We start from the raw sequence: 19,093 nt of genomic DNA, 5'->3' as shown, positions 1-19,093 counted from the left end.
GCGAGCATACGGCGTGGCTCGGGTTGAACCTGGCTGCTTGAACATGGGTGCGCACCGTCACCCCACCGTTAATAGTTACCGCCGGGGCAACAGGCTCCCCAAGCATGCTGATGGTTCATTCCATCAGCATGAGGACAGTGCCAATGAGCACGCCGACGAACCTTGCGCCATCCCCAACGTTCCAGGAAATACGCATCCATCTGCTTGAAATCGACCCACATTTGCGCGCCCAGGCCAGGCATTCCAGCGCGTTGCCGCAAGAACTGTTGGCGCTGGAAGCACTGAACACGGCCCTGACCGCCGCCAACGATCGGTTTGTGAAACAGGCACGCCGCCATTTTGAGGCATTGAATGAGGCCGACCTCACTCAGGAGCGCGGTAAAACGCTGCTTGCCACGCTCAAAGCCAACCTGAACAAGCACCTGCAAACCCTCGACGAAACCAGCACGGTCAACGGCCAGGGGCTCAAGAGTTACATCACCCAGACAGCCGGTCTTGAAGCGCTGGAGCAGCAGGCCAGGCTCGATGTGCGTGATTACCTGCTGTCGCCTGCCGAACAGCGCATGATTGAAGACTGCTCCCGTGGCCCGGCGTTCCGGCCTGGCATGTACTCGCTCAACTTCAGCTATCAGGATCACACCGTGGAATTTGCCGGGGCCTTTGTGCTGACGCGCAAACCTACCCCTGTGGTGGACAACCTGACGTCGGCAGCCGACCTCGGCCAGGTGCTGTTGTTCACGCCACACCGAGGCCTGGAGGCCTTCGACTCGCTGGCGCAACTCGACCAGAGACTCAAGGCGACGCTGGCGTTCCCGGCAGGTCTCAAGGAGTTCTGCCGGCACCTGCCTGTGCGTTATCAGGCGCTGGATGTCGACGATATCTGGCCATTGCAATTGCTGCCCATTGACGGCGAGCCCCTGTTTGAACATACCTACAACGCGATCATCGACAAGCGCAGCCAGGACGTCGAACTGGCGTTGAGCCTGATTGAAAACCCGCAGCACGAGGCAGCGCTGCTGCAGTCAGCCTTGGACAATGCGGTGAAGGCTGCGCTGCCTGACGTGGCGTCACGCTTGGCGTTGCGCCGTCAACGACTGCTGGAGCGCAGCATCTACAACGGCTTGCCGGGCTGGTATCGCAACGCGACTGCGACGGACCAGCACACCCTGAGTCGTTTCATACAGGATTACAATCAGGCCCGGGCAACCTATATCGAGCTACTGGGGCCTGTCGCTTCACCTCAAGCGCTGGCGGATTTCCAGTTGACCGAGTATCTGGATGAAGCATTGGAGATCCACGACCTGGACCCGCGCCGCCTGACCATCACCACCCGACGCAACGTCGCCCATGTCGGCGCTTATGAGCAGACACGCAATCTGGTGCAGTTGAGCTATGACGGGCTGCATACCGGTGACGAGTTGCCCGGCTCCGATTTTCTGACCAGTACCACTCTGACGTATGCGGGCGCGGCACTGCAAGGCGAGCACGCCGTCCTGGATGCGCAGAGTCTGCTCGACATGCTTCGCGAACCTGGCCTGCAACCGCGCCTGGATTTTGCCGCGCTGCAAAAAGAAATGCAGTCCGAGATCAGGTTCAGAAAGGCGACTCGCGACCTGTTTGATCATCGCCTGGTGCTGCTGGCCTTTATCGCCCGCCTGCGTGGCGACCTGAGCCAGGCAGACCATGCCTTGTTCGACACCTTGCGCGCCGGTACGAACCCGCTCCTGTGCGCACGAACCGTGCTGCTGCATGGCGCGCAACTCAAAGACCTGTGGTTGGTGCGCGAGGAGGATGTCAACGGCCAGACCCGGCGCTTGTTGTTGTGCACCCCGGATTCGCCTCGGGAGCGACAGTTCCTGGCCTTCACCACCGAGCGCGAATGCCAGGCCCATATCATCGGTTGGGCCGATGACAGAACGCAGATAAAGGGTCGCACCATGAGCGACTACCTGCTGGAACAATGCCCGCTGCGTTTTCGGCCGAAGATGGGCACGTTCCTCGCCGGCCTGGGCTTCAAGCCCGACGCACAGGAACACGAAGAGGTGACATTCGGCCCTGTGTGTTCTCACACGGTATGCCTGGATGCCATGGTCATTCATTCGCAAAGCGCCGCACAGGACGACTACGAACACAGCACCCCGCTCTGGTACCGCTCGGCCACGGCGGCAGACCGCGCCCGCCTGACCAGCCTTGCCGAAGATGCCGCAGGCGCCTTGCGTGTCTATAACGCCTCGCCTGATTCAGAAGCGAACTTCACGCCCTTCAATGCCTATCTGCACGCCAAGGCCAAACTCAGCCTGAACACGCTGCTGGGCCGCACCCAGCAGGATATCGACCCGGACACCGTATATATCTCGGCACCCTGGCCGCTGCTGGGCGGCAAGCCCAAGCCCATCTCCTATACCCGACTGTACAGAGACGGCTACACGGACAATGTCGGGTTCATCGACCCGAAATTCTCGACATCCGCCACGTTCAGCGGACCGGTGGGCGTCGACCTGAGTCGCCTGACCCCGCAGAACGTGTCACGCTCGGTGACAGGCGTATGGATCGGTCAACGCTACACCGACGAAGTGCGGGCCGGATTGCAAAGCGCGAGCAGCCCCGGATACGCCAGGCGCCGCGACGCTACCCTGGCGATCACGCAACTGCAGATGAAGTACGCAGCGCTCAATGACTGCCTGCGTGGCCATATCGCCCGGGTTGACTTGAGGTGGCTGGAGCGTGCCATCGACAGCCTGGGCAGCACAGTGGCTGCAACACGCAACACCTATAAGGTGCATCGCCTGACAATCGACGGCGATTGGGTGATGGGCAACTACCTGTTCAGCCATGCAACCTACCCGGTTTTGCTCTATACCCCCAACGCACCTGATGGCATCGGCTTTCGTGAGGCGAAGCTGTTCAACCACTGGCTGAAAAAAGTCGACGGCGTGTCGGACTACCTGCAGGGCCGCGTACCGGTCCAGTCCAGGGCACGGATCGGAACGTTTCTGAAGACTGCCCGTGCCGGATTGCCCGAAACGATTGACCGTACGACCCCAAGCCCCGCGCGCTATGACACGACAACCCCGCACACCACCGTGAACGACCCGCGCCATGATCTCTACAACATGGTGTTGCAACGCAAAATCGATGATGTGGTTGCCACCACCGTCAATCGCACTGAAATGATCATGGGGATTCTCTGGACGTGTGTCGAACTGGTCACCGCCATCGCTACCATCCCTTTTCCGGTGCTGAGCCTGGGCCTGGGCGGCTTGCTGGCGTTCAAGGACGCAATGCTCGCCATCAGCGCCTATCAGAAAGGCGACGTGGCCGGGGCCCTGAAACACTACATCGGCTACCTGGCCAATGTGGCCGGTGCGGTGTTGTTTGATTTTCGCCCGGCCCTTGACGCACTGCCGCTCAGGCCGGTGACCAGAGCGATAAAGCACGCCACGCTGATCAACGATATCGACCCTGGCGTTGTTGCCGGAATGAAACCGGTGCTGTTCGATGGCCATGAGTTTTGGGTGAAGAACACACCGGACTCTCTGGGACGGCATCTACTGTTTCGCCATGACCCCGTCACCGGTCACATGCAGTCAACGGCACGTCTAGTCAATCAGAACACCGACGGCCATTGGGTACGTTCCGGGGTTGCGGGAGGTGGGCGCAGAAAGACGTACGCGGTACTCCAGGAGGAAGTGGACCAGCCGCTGGCGCGCTACGAGATCGCATCCACGCAAGGCAAATATTTCAGGTCCGCGCTCGACCCCAAATTCAGGGAGAACCTCGTCGGCCATCCGGACTCAGCCATTGCGCAGGGCGCCCTTGACAGGGCCTACCTTGATTTGAAGCCTCTGCGCCAGAGCTACTCCAACCAAGTGGAGCAACTGACTCAGGATGCCCAGACGCTTTATGCCTCGCCGCCAGCACGCCCGGACCGCACCGGCTTGCCGGTGTTGGCAGCGGACTCCAGCCCGTCTACCGCGCTTGCCGCCCTATTCCCGATCAAGAAGCGGCTGATCATTGGCGCATCCAACACCAGCGTTGCCAGTAAGCAATTACTGATCGAAGACATGCAGGCATTAGCAGCGCAAGGGCTGAAGCGTGTGTACATCGAAAATCTGCCGGCGGATGTTTTCCGCAACAAACTCAACATTATCAATGGCCAAACCAAGGGCAACCTCACGCATGCCTTGAAACAGGTCGAGGATCATTTGGCACGGGTCGATGCAGGCTTGGGCTGGAGCGCGGATGCGCCGTTTACCTACCGTAAACTGATGCTTGAAGCTCACAAAAACAGAGTGGCGATCGACGGTGTGGACGCTTCAAGTTCCTATCATATGGAGCATGTACTGGAGCTCTCCGACAAACAGCGGTTTATCCCGCGCCACAGCCAGCTCAGAAACTACTACTCCCACAAAACCCTTGCGCAAAGCGATCCCGATGAGGGCTGGATCGCCCTGGTTAGTCACGATCGCATAGGCAGTACCGACGAGGTGCCGGGCCTGGCCGATTTGCAGCATGCCATCGCCCTGCGTGTGGATGACGCCGCCCCTGGTCAGGCGGCAGGCATCGTGCCCGATACATCCTCTACCGCGCTGTCGCGGGGGGACTACAGGCTGACCATGGCCACGACCTCTCAAACCTTGCCGACGCCCGGCCCCTCGAAAGCCGTACCGCCCCTCCCATCACCCTCTCATTACAGTGCGTTTGATTTGCCCGCGACGTTTAAACCAGACCTGGACGAAATGGTGCACCGGCATGACAGCTTTGACATCCTCTACGGGCCTAGAACGGGAGACCCGTACCACCCGGCACACCAGGCGTTCAAGCAAACACGCAGCCGTCTGGATGAAGCGGCCAAACAGGCTTTTACCGCCTACACGCCCCCGCCACGCCCGGACTTCGCCGACCTCGCCACAGCGAGCAGTGAAGAGGCGTTTATCAAGCAGCTGTATACAAAGACACGGGGGCTGGTTATCGGCGAATCCCATCTTGATACCTCCAGCAAACAGTTCCTGATCAATCACATGAAGCTGCTGAAGAAGGAAGGCGTCGAAACCTTGTACCTGGAGCACCTGCTCACCGATCTGCATCAGGCAGAGCTGGAGCTTTTCTACCGCACGGGCAAGATGCCGAAAAACCTGAAACGTTATCTGAGTGCCCAGGATGCCGGTCATATGCGTGGGTATACCGGCCCCGATACCTACACCCAGGTGGTCAAAGCCGCGAACAAGGCAGGCATTCGCGTGCGTGCGCTCGACTGCACCGCCAGCTATCACGTCAAACGCATGTACGGGGACAAGGCCCGTATGAACCTGTTCAGCTATTTCGCCAATGAGGTGATCAAGGCAGACCAACTGGCACAGGGCCCGCATCGATGGGTCGCGCTCATGGGCGACTCCCACTGTGATATGTACCTGGGTGTCCCGGGCATCGCGCAATTGCAGGATGGCGTCAGCCTGAGAATACGCGATGTTCACCCCACCCAGGCACTGCCACTGCAGCGGGGAGGATGGGAATTGGTCGAGACTCAGATTGGCTCCCCCGGCACCAAAGCCCTGCGCAGCGACTTCAAATTGCACGTCGGTATCACCGGCATGCGCGCGCCGTTTCCAAAAACTGCACCGGACCGCGCCTGGCTGAGAAACGTCGACGACTTCCTGATCGAGCAGCCTTCAGCCAGCCAGGCCAATGTGCTGCACCGTTCCGATAGCGGAGCGATTGTGTCCACCCCCATTCAAATTACCGATACGGGGCAGTTTTTTGTCGAGCGGTGGCCGCAGTTGCAAGGCCGCACCTACATGACGCTGGACAACTTGGTGGAACAACTCAAGACAGCGGTGAATCTGACGCCTGTCTCCAGGGCGTCCCTGCCAAGCGAACAACTGACCATTGTCGGCGAATTTCTGATCGAGCGGCCCTCGGCGAACCACGCCCATCTGCTCAGCCGTTCAATAACAGGAGAGCTGCGTACCCATCCTGTAAAAAGAGACGCTACAGGGCAGTTCTACGTTGAGGATTTTCTGCTGTTGAAAGACAACCGGTACCTGTCGATGGAAGACTTGCTCGACGCCATCGAATCGGACCTGAGCCTGACCGTCATCCCCAGCAAAATGTCACCGCGCGCTCGACTGAGAACGGCTGGCGACTTCCTGATCCAGCGCCGCTCAGGCGGACACATGAACCTGCTTCATCGCTCCAGAACGGGGGATATCGTTTCCAGCCTTATCAGAGTGGACACTTCGGGGCAGTTGTTGATTGATCGCTGGGATCAGTTGCGAGGTACACCCTTCGCGAACGTTGGCGCATTGATCGAGGCCCTCAAGAGAACGTTGAACATGCTGCCTGCGTTCTGATCGCTTGGCCATTGAGCGTGCATTAACGTCAACTGAACGGACGATGTAGTGGTTATGTAGGCCTGGCCTTTGGGTCAGGGTGATTAGTGTAGGTCGGGTTGATCGTCCGACTGTTCATTCAAGGCACCCTGACCATGTTACTCGAACGCCCCTACCGTCATGCCGCGAGCCACGCCAGGCAAGGTATTCACTTTGATTTTATCCAACGCTCGATTCCCGATTGGCTCAGCACCACCACCCTGGCCCGCGCTCGCGCGGTGCAGGCAGCCAGCCCCTATGTCTATGCTCGACTCACGTCTGTCGATACCCGTGCAGACACGGTGTCCAAAGCAGCCATGGCCGACTGTTGGAGATCCAGGAATGCCGTGGATGAAACCTTCAGGTACGTAAAGGACGCCGCCTCATTCGCTGAACCGCTGCTCAAAAAAGCCTTGCGCGACTATGGCGACATCGATGTCAGAAACACCTTTATCCGTCTCTACGCCCCCGCGAAAAACAGCTGGTGGGTCATTGGCGCACTCAAAGGCGTAACCAGCCGAACCGTGTCGTTAATCGACGCCGCACTGCACAACTTCAGCGCCAGCGAGCAGTTTGCCGACTATGCGTTCCTGTCCGGAGCCGACGCGCGCAGCCAGCAAAATAGCCTGACCCTGACCTCCAGCATCAGTGGCCAACCCTTGACCGCGTTGGGTTTCAAGAAGCTGTGCCGCAGCCTCGATATCGGCCGGCAATACCAGACACGGCTGTTGAGCGTCCTGGGTTTCAATAATCAGGTCCAGGCCGACAAGGTACGGCTCAAGGTCATGGCCTGCGACAAAGCCTCGCTTAAAAATGCCGCCTGCATCGCCTTTTCGCAGCAACACATCACCGCCGACGCCCAGCGCTTGCTGTTCGATATTGTCGAAGGCAAGCCCGTCCCGGCGCTGGATGGTACGCCCGTGGCGTATTACAACCTGAGCCTGTTGGATGCCCGATTGAACGGTGTCCTGCTGATTGCCGCGCCACAAGGTCGCGACAAACACATTGAACGCTTGATTGCCTACATCCCCGAGGACCCCGAGCATCCGTTGAAGGAGTACGCCTCGCCGCTCGCGTTCATGAACGAGCTGACGCGCCAATTGCGCGACAGCCCTTCGCCCCCCGATGCAACGGGCCAACCGCAGACCCAGGCCACCTACCGGCAGTTCTTCAGTCAATTTATCGACCACAAACAACGTGGGCATTTTTTCGCTGAGCTGCAAAACCGTCTGTACACCGTGCGGTGGCACCAAAAGGCACGCACCGACAGCGGCCCCAGCTGGCAAACCCTTGCGGTCGACACACCGCAGTTGCACTTCAGCGTGCAAAACATCTTCGAGGATTACCAGAACCGCCCGCCCTCAGGCGATTCCGGGCCCGACACGTTGTGGCATTACCTGTACCGCGTCAAACTCAACAAGATCGTCAACGACAGCCGGGAAATTGCCATCACCACCGCCTATGCAGACCTGATGGCACGCTGGGCCTGGTGGGACAACCTGAGCAAGATCCTGTCGGACATTTCGAATGCCGCCCTACTGGTCGTCACGCCATTCGTGCCATTTCTGGGCGAGTTGATGCTCGCCTACACCGCCTGCCAGGTGGCCAATGACGTGTTCGAAGGCATCCTTGACTGGGCCCAGGGCAAAGGACTGGAAGCCATTGGTCACGTCATGGATGTGGTGGAGGCGGTGGTGCAATTGGGGGTGTGGGCGGGGGCCGGCACGATCGGTCAGGCCATCAATCTCAAGTTATCGCCCTTCGTCGAAAGCCTGCACCCGGTGGAGCTTGCCAGCGGCGAAAAACGCTTATGGAACCCGGACCTTTCGCCTTATCAACAAGACATCAGCCTGCCCAAAGGCATCGAATCCGACGCGCAAGGCGTGTATCAGCATGCTCAAAAACACTGGCTGGCACAGGCTGGCAAACACTATCAGGTCAAGCCGGACCCGCAACTGCCGCACCACCGTGTCGTGCACCCCGCGCGGCCACATGCCTACCAACCAACCGTGCGCCTCAATGGCAGCGGTGCCTGGGTGCATGAAGGCGAACAACCGCGCAGCTGGGACGATCACGCACTGATGCGCCGTATCAGCCCCACCACCCAGGCGCTCGCGACCGAGCAGCTTGAACAGCTGCGTATCATCAGTGGCAGCGAGCCCGACCATCTGCGCCACATGTACGTGCACAACCAACCGTCCCCGCCGCTGCTGGCAGATACCCTCGAACGCTTTCGCGCCGGTCAGTTTGCCCAAGAGTCGACTCGAAAGATGCGCACAGGCCAGGCACTGGAGCCGTACTCCTATTGGTTCGAACAAGCCGTCACCGAGCTCCCCGGCTGGCCGCCCAACAAAGCCCTGGAGGTGTTTCACAACAGCGACCTGAGCGGCGAGTCGCGCAAATATGGCAATGCCGACGCGGGGCCGGCGGATACCTTGACCATCAGCCTGGCCGACGTGATGGCTGCCCGGCTGCCAGAGCGCGTGCTGGGGTTTCTCGACGAACAACAGGGCAATGCGTTGCTGGGCGACACATTGCCCCAGGCCGAACAGGTCCAGGCGCTTCGCAATAAACTGGCGGACTACGTAGATGGCTTTGGCGGTCATATCGCCAAAAGCCATTATCAACTGGGCCAGGTCAGCAGCGACCCGCACGTGGCCCTGCTGCGCCAGAGCGTTCCCGAGCTGCCGCTGAGCAGTGCCGAGGCGTTGCTCAAGCAGGCTTGGCCGGCAGAGTCCGCGATGATGACGGATGAGCAGCGCCTGCCCTTGCGTCTCAAAAGCCTGGCACGCGAACTGGACTTCGACAACCAGGCCAGCCGCGCTGTCGAAGGGCTTTACCCTCATCAGCCCCCCTCGGTGCAAAGCGAACGGTTGGTGCTCAATACCTTGCGCCTGCACAGCGATACGTTCAACAACCTGAAAATCGACCTACGCGACAACAGCCCCAGCGGCCCTTTGCGCTGCAGCGTCGGTGACGCCGATGCGCCCCAGACCCGCACCCTGGTACGCAGCGCAGACGGCAACTACGCGGTGTTCGACGCCGATGCCAAGCCATTGAACGCTGCCGCCACACTGTACGAGTCCCTGCTCTGGACCCTGTCCCAGGACCCGCAACGCACCCCGCCCTACGCCGTCGGCGAAGGTGAGCAGCTCAGGCAATGGGTGATCGAACACAATCAGACGCCAGCCGAACGACGCCTGGCCCTGGCCGAACCACCCGTGCGCATGCAGCCCGAGACCGAGACCGAAGTGCTCCTGGGCGGCGGCGCGTCCTGCAAAATGTCCCGGGTCGACAGCTACGATATGCAGCCCAAAACCATTGAAGAGCGCATCAAGCAGTTACTTCCCGCCATGAGCAAAGACGGGGTTCGACGCCTGTCCATCACGCTGGGCACCGCCGAAGGCGAGCAAACCCTGACGCAAATGGAGACGCAAAAACAACAGCTGTTCCATCAGCTCGATGCTTACATCAAAAGCCCGACGCGCTGGGAAACCACGCTGTTGGAGCCGCAAGTTCGCAAGCGTCGAGTGGAAGTCGCGACCCGCCTCTATGATGGCTGGAGCAACGGCCTGACGATTCATCTTGACGAAAGCTTTGAGCACCGCGGCGGTATCGCCCTGGACTTGTTCAACACCCCCCTGCCCGACGAACTGCCCACCCTCAATGTGCCACTGAACCACATCAGCGACGTGGACCTGCGCGGTTGCGAGTTTTCAGACCGCCACGCCGCCTTTCTCGACAATTTCCCCCATCTGCGCGACCTCGACCTGAGTCACAACCAGCTCACCAGGCTGCCCGAGACCCTCGGCAAGCTCAAACGCCTGCGCCGCTTGCACCTGGAGAGAAATGCCATCGTGCTGGATGAGGCGGCCATGGCGACACTCGCCCGGCTCAAGCGCCTCAAACAACTTGAATTGGCCGGCAATCCGCTGGGGCAGGCACCGGACATCAGCCAAATGCCGGCCTTGAGCCTGCTGAACCTGCGCGATACGCACATAAAGGATTGGCCTGCCGGGCTGGTCGGCCGATCCCGCGCGCGCGGGTTCCAACTGGACCTGAGCGAGAACCCGATCACTCAGTTACCCCATGTCGTGCCAGGCTCGGATGATGCCGACATCATTGCCCGTACACGCCTTGACCAGAGCCGGCTCACCTCGGACTTTCAGGACCTGCTTGCCGAATACCGCGAATCGGTGGGGTTGGACCCGCTACGCTCCTATGCCCCTAAAGGCGAGAGCGAACCCTGGCTGACCTACATCAAACCGGCAGAGCGCGAGCGCCATCGGCAACTGTGGGATGAGATTGAGAAAGAACCGGGCTCCCAGGGCCTGTTTGAAGTGATCCGATCGCTTGAGGAACCCGATGAGTTTCAAACCGAGCAGGACCGCCTGGCCTACCAGCACAATCGGCCTGAATTGAGCCAGAGGGTATGGCGCCTGTTGCGGGCGGTCGAAGCCGACAGCGACCTGCGCGAACGCGTATTCAAGGATACCCGCTACCCTGGGTTGTGCCCCGACGCGGGCGCGTTGATCTTTCAGAAACTGGGGGTTGAGGTACTCGCCAGCGAAGCCTATCGAACCAGCACATCACCACAGGAACTTGAGGCTCGGCTGGCGGTGCTGACCCGCGGAGCCGCTCGCGATGCGTACATGGGCAAAGCCATTGGCGAAGATATCGCCCGACGCCTCAGGCCCAAAGACCAGGGCGGTCTGGGGCAGCGGCTATGGTCGCAAGTGATCGACGGCGAGCATGGAGAAGTCGACGAGGCCGGCATTCATCTGGCCTATCGCAGCACGCTGGCAGAGCGGTTGGACCTGCCGTGGCTATCGCCCCACATGACTTACCGCACACTCGCCGACGTAACCACCGATCAGGTCGAAAAAGTGGCCGCAGCGGTGGCCAGGCTGGAAGAGGGGGACGGCCTGGTCAATCAGATGCTGTTGGACAAAGGGTGGGAGCGCTACCTTGAGCAGCAGCACCCCACCGCCAAATGGAACAACGACACCACCTTCGACCTGAAGTACAGCCAGCTCGATGAATTGCAGGCGCTGCAAGCGCAATACGCCGAGTCGCAGGACCTGCCAGAGACCGATCGGCAAGCCCTGCAGATCAAACTGCGCGACCTGGCCCAAGCCCTGGAAGTGGACGAAGCCAGCGTGTTATCCGGCAACCCGATGACTGCAGAACAGTACGATGCAACCCTGAACGAGCTGGGCTACCGTCATAACCAGTGGCTGCGAGACCTGACTCGCGCTGCGCTGAACCGGGCCGGGAAACGCAAGAATCGGGCTTGATGGGGTGCCGGCAGGCCGCAATAGGCCTACCTAGACCTCCGAATCCCAGATCACCGTAACCACGCCGGTGTAGGTGCTGCCCGGCTGTTTGAGCATCTCTTTCACATCGTCGCGCTCTACGGCGAAGTGCAAGCTGGCCGGTCGATTGTTCACATAATGGCCGGGCTGAAACAGCTCGGTGCCGCTGCCGTCCAGGCGCAAGGGCAGTTTGTTCACAGCCTGGCCGTACGGGTCTTGCAGACCAAACGGCAGGGTCACGCCGACCTGCAGCGGCACCTCATCCCCAGCGCCGTTGCGCAGGCCGCAGGTGTTGCCGATGGCCAGGCTGCACTCGAGCTGCATCTTGAAGCGCCCACTGGCGGAGATGACGAAGGTCTGGTCACGGAACAGTTTCGCCGGTTGCCGCCCACGATTGAGCCAGGCTTGCCAGCCGCCTTCGGGCAACAGCTCCACACGGTTGCCTCCCGGTGGCAGATCCACCTTCAGGCTGTGCTCGACCGACAGGGAGAAGTTGAAGGTCAGCGTGTTGTCGTTGGGTATCATCACATCGCCGAGGTCAAAGTCCCCGCCCGGGCCGACGCTGTAGGAGACCGAACCGCGGTATTCACCGCTGGCCATGCCCAATGGATTGGGGGTCTTGAGCTCATAGCCGTATTCAACGGGGTTATATCTCATCCGTGGAATGGCCAAACCGGGGACCACATTACAAGCGCCTGCGTTTTCCGGAATGGTCCAGAAATACAGCGCGTAATTGATGGACGCCGCGATGTAACGGACGCCTTGGCAAGACCCCGTACCGTAACGCCAGGGATAATCCCAGGAGTTGCCATTGTTGGACCACACTCCGACTCTGGCACCGCCACCCAGGCTCCACCGACCGCCAAAGCCGGCGATCCGCATCTGCACCGTTTCAACCTCACCCGTGGCGACATGCGTCACCTGAACATCGCGCCAGGCCGAAGGCACTTTGAAATACGCGCCTTTACGCGGATCTTCATGGTTCGCCTCGATTTGCGCTATCGAGTCAAACGCCAAGGCGTCGGTACGAATGCTGAAGGTATTGAGTGACTCGCACAGCGCCGGCACATGCCAGGCGCAGATGCCGCTGTGGGGCGTGGTGTTCTGGAATTTATTGACCATGGGGTTGGTCGGGTCCGGGCGAAACACTGCCGAGATCTCCTGGTCCAGCGCTTGCGCAGGCAGGCTCGTCCAGCCCAGGCCCAGCGCCAATGCGCATGGCCCCAGCCATTTGTTGGTTGCGCTAATCAACTGCATAAACACTCCGAATCTGCGGCGCACTGGGTTTCACTCGCCGTGCTCACGGCGCTGGAAAATCGAACATCAAGTGCACCGTGCCGTAATATTCCCCGCCCTTGTAACCGTCCTGCGGTTCGATGGCGGCGATTTCCAATTCGGCGCGGCGACCCGGCCGGGCCTCCTCGGGGCTGAGAACCTGGGTGGAATCGAGGGTCAAGGGCACGCGATTGAACAGCACCTGCAACTCGATACGGTTGCGCCCGCTCAGCAGGTAAGGCGTGTCGCCCAGGCGCGCGGTCACGCCGCCATGGATGTTCTTGACGTCGAAATTCTTGCGCAGACGGCCCAGCCGCGCCGTCGCCAGATCCCACGCCAAGACCTGGTCATGGCCCATCCAGTCCGGTTCGGAGGGCAGTACATAGGCTTCCTCGATCGGGATGGTCACCGACACATCGAAGCTGTGGCGCTCCTGGAACGCCTGCGCCGGCTCGCCCAGGAACATCGGGGTCATCAGTACCGCCAGTGCCGTCAGTTGCTTGAACATTGTCATCACCCGTTGCTGTTGACCGTCATCGGTTTTTTGTCGCGGCCTTCGATCAGTTGGAAGCTGAACTGGCGCTCGGGCTTTTTCTCGAACACCAGCTGACGACCGGGCAGGATGTGGTGCTTGGTGGTGGCTTCGCAGTCGGATTTTTTTGCCACCGAACAGTCCCTGAACTCATCGAGCACCACCACACTGTTGCCAGCGTTGCGCAAGGTGTACTGACTGGCGGTCTGGCTGATCTGCGTATCGAAACGCGTGTTCTGTGGACGCACAAAAAACACCGTGCCATAACCGGCCATGACGTTGACCCCGGCCGCCAGCGCGTCCTTGTACTCGGCCCGCTCTTCATCGGTGACGGCAAAATCGTCTTCTTTTTCCGGTACCACCGGGATGAAGCGCACACGGAAATAGCGCTCCTTGTCGCGCTGGCCCATGTACAGCAAGCGGGTGCCCTGGCGCCCTCCCGCCGGTACGATCAGTCGCGCCGGGCTGGCCATGAGGCCGTCGCGGTTGGTGGCGGCGCCCTTGGCGTCGGTCATCGAGGCAACCGGCACTTCCCTGGAGGTGCCGTCGGCGTTGTAGACGATTTCCAGCACATTGACCTTGATGAACGCGGTACTTGTGCCGCCGTTATAGACACGCTTGAGGTAGGAACTGCGATCGCCCTCCAGGTAGTCGTACACCACCCCGACATTGATCGCCGGCCCCGCCTGGGCGGTCAGCGACAGCAGCAACAGCCCGACCGATAACACTGCATGTTTCATGTTTTATTACGCCTCATTGGTTGAACCCAGCCCAGCGGCTGATGTGCGGTACACGCCCGCCTAGACTTCCGAATCCCAGATCACCGTGACCACGCCGGTGTAGGTGCTGCCGGGTTGCTTGAGCATCTCTTTGACGTCGTCCCGCTCCACGGCAAAGTGCAGGCTTGCGGGGCGGTTATTGACGTAATGGCCGGGCTGGAACAGCTCGTTGCCGGTGCCGTCAAGACGCAAGGGCAACCGGCTCACGGCCTGGCCGTACTGGTCTTGCAGGCCATAGGGCAAGGTCACGCCAACCTGCAGCGGCACCTCGTCCCCGGCGCTGTTGCGCAGGCCGCAGGTATTGCCGATGGCCAGGCTGCATTCGAGTTGCATCTTGAAGCGGGTACTGGCGGAAATGACCACGGTCTGGTCGCGGAACAGGCGCGATGGTGGGCGCCCGCGGTTGAGCCAGGCCTGCCAGCCGCCCTCGGGCAACAGTTCCACACGGTTGCCACCTGGTGGCAGGTCCACCTTGAGGTTGTGCTCCACTCGAAGATCGAAGTTGAAGGTCAGCACGTCATCGTTTGGCAGGTAGAGGTCACCGAAATCGAAATCCTGGTGCGGCCCGACACTGTAAGTAATCGACCCTCTGTAATCCCCGGCTTCCATATCCAGAGGATTAGGCGTACGCAGTTCGTAGGTGTACTCAAGCATGCTGAAACTGGAGGCCGGCACCTCAAACGGCGTCACCAGATTACAAGCACCGGCTCCTTCCGGTACCAGCCAGAACCACAGCCTCAACGTGGCCCCTGCCGCCCACATGCCGGTGTATTGGCACGGAGCCGGTGCGTGCGTCCAGTTGGCAGGTAACGAACTCCAGGCATGCGCGCCCGGTGGGTTAGTCGTGTTGAAGCGGCTGCCGACTCCGGATATACGCATCTCCACTGTTTTGCGGTCGCCCTTGGGTGAGATCACCTCAAAACTGCGCCACTCGGAGGGAACCTTGAACATCAAGCCTTGCCGCGGATCCGCATGATTGGCCTCTATCGGACCGCTGGCGACAAAGTTGATATCCCAGGTGCGGATGCTGAAAATCCCCAACGCCTCACACCTTGCCGGCATATGCCCCGGGCATACCCCGCTTTGCGGGGTGGTGTTGGTGAACTTGTTGACCATCGGGTTGCCGGGGTCAGGGCGGAACTCAGCGGTAATGTCTTGCGTGGCAGCCAGGGACAACGGTGTGAACGAACACAGCGCAGCGGCTAATACGACAGCTCGCCAGGCCGGGCGCTTGATGGGATTGCTCATGGTCAGCTCATGCCTTTGAACACGCGCGGTTCTGAGTAGGAAATTCATCCGGCAGCCTCGGACGCATGGCCGACCTCGGCCAACGTATCCGGGGTGCAACGCAAGTCGCCGATCATCAACACGTCGCTTTCACTCGGCGCGTTGTTCGGGTCGAGGCGGAACTGGCACAGCAGCTGGTTCTGATAACGCACTTGCAGGGTGGGTGCGCTGGCGCTCATCTCCATCGAGAAGAACCCGTCCACTTCGCTGACCCCGCGGCTGGCGTGGTTGATCACGTGGTGGCCGCGCAACGGCACGCCTCGCTCGTCGAGCAAGCGACCGAGCACGGTGACGGTTTTCATCACGGTGACCTTGCGGTAATCCACGCCGCCCTTGTTCAGGTGGTAGCTGGAACGTGCCGGCTGGATATTGGCCGCCGGCGGGTGGTTGCCCTCGAAGTCGAACGCCACGCTGCTGCTCTTGTAGGCGGACACCGGCACGTAGTTGCGCCCTGGTCGCAGGAGGGTGCTGCCGCCGCCCATGTCATCGGCGCGCAGGGCGATCTCGTCGAGGTCGGTTTCCACGTCGATGATCATGCCGGCACCGTTGCCCTGGTGCTGGCTGCTCAGCAACACCTTGCCGGCACCGGCGACCAAGGTGCTGTTGAGGTTCAAGCCACCGCTGAGGTCACCGTTGAAGGAACTGCGCTGCACAAAGCCGTCACCGCTGACCGCCTCCGTGCTGAAGCTGGCCATGCCCGACAGGCCGACGCCATAAGTGTCGGTGATTGCGGTGGCCGAGACACTTTGCAGGAAGTGATCGGTGAGGTCCTGGCGCAGGGTCACCGAGGCATTGTTGTCACGTCCGCCATCGCGGGCGGTGCGGGTGCCGACGCTGCCGGAAATCTGCCGGCCGTCGCGGCCCAAATTGACGCTGACGCTCACATCCACGCCCCGGTTGCGCCGGTCGTTGGTGCCGGCGCTGCCAGGCCGGTCGAACACCGAGAAGCGCCAGTTGGCATCGCTGCCCAACAGGTTGTCGTGGCGGCTCCAGCCCAGGTCGATACCGGCGCCTTCGACATTGCCTTCGCTGTGGGACAGGCGCATGTTCAGGGTGTTTTTCGCATCAAGCCGGTGGTTGACCGACAGCGCCGTGTTGCTGGCCTCACCGACGAAAGTATTGCGCCGCAGACGCGTGCCGTCCGGCAGGGTTTCGTAGGTGTCGCGGGTGTCGAGCCAGCTGCGATTGTGGCTGAACACCAGATTCGTGGCGCCCAGGGTGTAGAGCGCTTGCAGGTCCATGCCGGTGCCGTGGTCCTGAGTCTGGTACAGGTTGGTGTAGAGGCTGGTGTTGTTGGCCACCGTCCAGTCCACCGAACCGCCGTACTGCAATTGTTCACGCACCTGGCGCGCCGACAGGCCGAGGATCACCCGTGGGTGCAGCAGGTAGTTGATGGAGGCACCGGCAGTCATGGCCCCTGAGGCTTGTTCGTCCCAGTTACTGAACAGCTTGGTCTCGCGCCCGGCGAACAGGTTGTAGCGCCACGGGTCGTCAGCGTTGCGCCAGTTACTGGGCTTGTACACCAGTTCCTGGGTGGTGCTGGTGGTGAGACCGTCTTCCACCAGGCGCACTTCCACTTCATAGATGCCGCCGGGCAGTGGCCGGGTGTCGAGCGTTTGCAGGCCGGCCGCAACGGCCTGGGTATTGATCAATAAGCCGTTGCGGTAGATCTCCACCGCAGCCTGGCGGTTGGCGGTGACGTAGATCGGGTACACGCTGGGCTTGGCATTGTTGATAGCCAGGCTGTCGGAACTGCCGTACATCAGGCCCAGCGCCGTGTCGGGGCTGGCGCCGAAGCTGCGCAGTTGACGGGTCAGGCCATCGGAATTGGGGGTGAAATGGCCCAGGCGGAAAAATTGCCCTTCCATTTCTCGTTGGGTGTAGAGCTCGTGGATCGCGTGGCGCATCTGTTCCTGATCGCCACTCTGTCGCGCCAGTTGCAGGTTGAACACCTGGCTCCAGTTACCGACGCTCGAGCTGGCTTGCAACCCGTAGCGGCCGCCCAGCTTGTTGTCCTGGCCACCATTGAGGTTGAGCTGGTTATTGACGATCAACCCCAGGCTGCCGCCTTCCGGTTGCGGGTAGAAGCGTGGAACGTCGTCATTGAGTTCGACATTCTGGGTGATGATTGCCAACTGGGAGTTTTCCAGGTTGTAGAACGCCGAGAGCATTTTTTCCGTGCAGGATTGAGTACAGGCGCCCAACGCCACACCCTTCTCCAACAGGGCTTGCCAGGTGTCGCGGGTGGCGGCCGGGACCTTGCTGTCACCGGTGTCGGTAAATTCAAGCAAGGTGACGCGGTCATCCCGGGTCAACACAATCAGCGCCTCGCCCAGCAATTGCTGGTCAAGGTCTATGCGTACCGCCAACGGCACATCGAAAAAGTGATCGGCAAAACCTGCCGGCAAATTTTGCGCCTGGCTCAGTAGACTGCCGGCAGTCAAAGCGCCTGAGACAGCAGGTGCGGCCAGGACACTCGTACACATCAGCAGCGCGAGCACAGCCGCGATAGGCGTCATCGGAAACATGAACGGAACACTCTGAATGCCAAAAGACTGGAAAGAAACCAGGTCGGCGGACCGAGGAGGGGAAGCCAGCCGACCTGCAAACAAATGCCCGCATTCAGCGGGCATTCATTGGCCTCAAGGCGTCGGCAATACCGCGTCGAATACCACCGGCATCACTGCGGTGTAGGAACCGCGTTGAGTGGCGGTAGGCTTGGCTGCGACGATGCGCATTTCGGCGCCCACGCCCGGGGTGGAGTCCGCTTCGTTGACCACTTCCTGAGGCGTGCCGGTCAGGGTGACGCCGTTGAGGCTGGTGGTGAGCGGGATGTTCTGCGCGGCATCACCATTGAACAGTACAGCCGGACCGCCTTCGATGTAGGCGTGTACCGAACCGTTGGTGTTCTTGATGTCGTAGATGGCGCTCAGGGGCGCCAGCTCACCGCTGACCAGGTTATAGGTCATGGTTTCGTCACGGCCCCAGTTAGGATCACGCGGTTGTGCGTGGAAAACGGTGGTCGGGATGGTTGCCTTGAGGTTGACGGTATGGCTGGCTTCGCCGGCAGCAAAGGCTGTTACCGAAGAAGACAGAGCCAGAACAGCCAGAGGAGCAGCGACAGCAAACATTTTGAACATGGGTCAATACCTGTAGTTGACAACATTATTGATTAGTTCGTCGCCAAGGGCGTCCTTAACAACGAATAACAGCGCCGGTTAGTTCAACCGTGCACTGCCAGTCAATAATCCACGCAAACTAAAAGCAGGTATGCAGGCGTATTCCAATATGCTCGTAGCCCTTGTAAACATGGGCCGCGTGAAAAAGATGGCTTTTTGCCAAAACTTTAAAAGTGTCCGTAGGAATTGAACTACATGGGCATAAAACAGGGTGGACTGATTATCTGTAGGACGCGGACTACATAATAAATAAGTTTGGAACAACTCGGCATATCGCTACCTATTCGAGTGTTAGCTCTAATTAAAGTTATAACTCTAATTCAATCACCCTCCAAGCAACTTTCTACTGAAGGCTGTT

The 19,093-nt window shown here is 60.3% G+C and carries 8 protein-coding genes; 2 read left to right on the top strand and 6 right to left on the bottom strand.

The window, feature by feature from the left end; translation table 11 throughout:
* The first annotated feature begins 143 nt into the window (after window positions 1-143).
* Complete coding sequence (locus tag MRY17_RS05320; RefSeq protein ID WP_243353395.1) at window positions 144-6,350, top strand: membrane-targeted effector domain-containing toxin; 6,207 nt, start codon at window positions 144-146, stop codon at window positions 6,348-6,350.
* Window positions 6,351-6,484: 134 nt separating this feature from the next.
* Window positions 6,485-11,665, top strand: a complete 5,181-nt coding sequence (locus MRY17_RS05315; protein ID WP_243353394.1) for an NEL-type E3 ubiquitin ligase domain-containing protein — start codon at window positions 6,485-6,487, stop codon at window positions 11,663-11,665.
* A gap of 30 nt (window positions 11,666-11,695) precedes the next feature.
* Here MRY17_RS05315 and MRY17_RS05310 read toward each other — a convergent pair whose 3' ends face one another.
* From MRY17_RS05310 to MRY17_RS05285, 6 genes are all read right to left on the bottom strand, one after another.
* Complete coding sequence (locus MRY17_RS05310; RefSeq protein ID WP_181284690.1) at window positions 11,696-12,940, bottom strand: hypothetical protein; 1,245 nt, start codon at window positions 12,938-12,940, stop codon at window positions 11,696-11,698.
* A 43-nt stretch (window positions 12,941-12,983) separates the two neighbouring features.
* On the bottom strand, window positions 12,984-13,466 hold the full coding sequence (locus MRY17_RS05305; RefSeq protein WP_243353393.1) for a CS1 type fimbrial major subunit: 483 nt from the start codon (window positions 13,464-13,466) through the stop codon (window positions 12,984-12,986).
* A gap of 5 nt (window positions 13,467-13,471) precedes the next feature.
* A complete protein-coding gene (locus MRY17_RS05300) occupies window positions 13,472-14,230 on the bottom strand; it encodes a molecular chaperone (protein WP_181284692.1) in 759 nt (252 codons plus the stop codon).
* A gap of 60 nt (window positions 14,231-14,290) precedes the next feature.
* Window positions 14,291-15,517 (bottom strand): hypothetical protein, encoded by a 1,227-nt coding sequence (locus MRY17_RS05295; protein WP_243353392.1) that lies wholly within the window; start codon window positions 15,515-15,517, stop codon window positions 14,291-14,293.
* A gap of 44 nt (window positions 15,518-15,561) precedes the next feature.
* Complete coding sequence (locus MRY17_RS05290; RefSeq protein ID WP_243353391.1) at window positions 15,562-18,084, bottom strand: CS1-pili formation C-terminal domain-containing protein; 2,523 nt, start codon at window positions 18,082-18,084, stop codon at window positions 15,562-15,564.
* 114 nt (window positions 18,085-18,198) lie between these two features.
* Window positions 18,199-18,696 carry a CS1 type fimbrial major subunit gene (locus tag MRY17_RS05285; RefSeq protein WP_191951572.1) on the bottom strand — a complete coding sequence of 166 codons (498 nt, stop codon included), beginning with the start codon at window positions 18,694-18,696 and terminating at the stop codon, window positions 18,199-18,201.
* Window positions 18,697-19,093 lie beyond the last annotated feature (397 nt).

Source organism: Pseudomonas orientalis (assembly GCF_022807995.1).
GTDB classification, from domain to species: domain Bacteria; phylum Pseudomonadota; class Gammaproteobacteria; order Pseudomonadales; family Pseudomonadaceae; genus Aquipseudomonas; species Aquipseudomonas orientalis_B.
This window is presented reverse-complemented; position numbering and strand designations above follow the sequence as displayed.

What these genes read in the sequence shown, in the direction of transcription:
- MRY17_RS05320 (WP_243353395.1), top strand. Translation starts at nt 144, where the DNA reads ATGAGCACGCCGACGAACCTTGCGCCATCCCCAACGTTCCAGGAAATA.
- MRY17_RS05315 (WP_243353394.1), top strand. Translation starts at nt 6,485, where the DNA reads ATGTTACTCGAACGCCCCTACCGTCATGCCGCGAGCCACGCCAGGCAA.
- MRY17_RS05310 (WP_181284690.1), bottom strand. Translation starts at nt 12,940, where the DNA reads ATGCAGTTGATTAGCGCAACCAACAAATGGCTGGGGCCATGCGCATTG.
- MRY17_RS05305 (WP_243353393.1), bottom strand. Translation starts at nt 13,466, where the DNA reads ATGTTCAAGCAACTGACGGCACTGGCGGTACTGATGACCCCGATGTTC.
- MRY17_RS05300 (WP_181284692.1), bottom strand. Translation starts at nt 14,230, where the DNA reads ATGAAACATGCAGTGTTATCGGTCGGGCTGTTGCTGCTGTCGCTGACC.
- MRY17_RS05295 (WP_243353392.1), bottom strand. Translation starts at nt 15,517, where the DNA reads ATGAGCAATCCCATCAAGCGCCCGGCCTGGCGAGCTGTCGTATTAGCC.
- MRY17_RS05290 (WP_243353391.1), bottom strand. Translation starts at nt 18,084, where the DNA reads ATGTTTCCGATGACGCCTATCGCGGCTGTGCTCGCGCTGCTGATGTGT.
- MRY17_RS05285 (WP_191951572.1), bottom strand. Translation starts at nt 18,696, where the DNA reads ATGTTCAAAATGTTTGCTGTCGCTGCTCCTCTGGCTGTTCTGGCTCTG.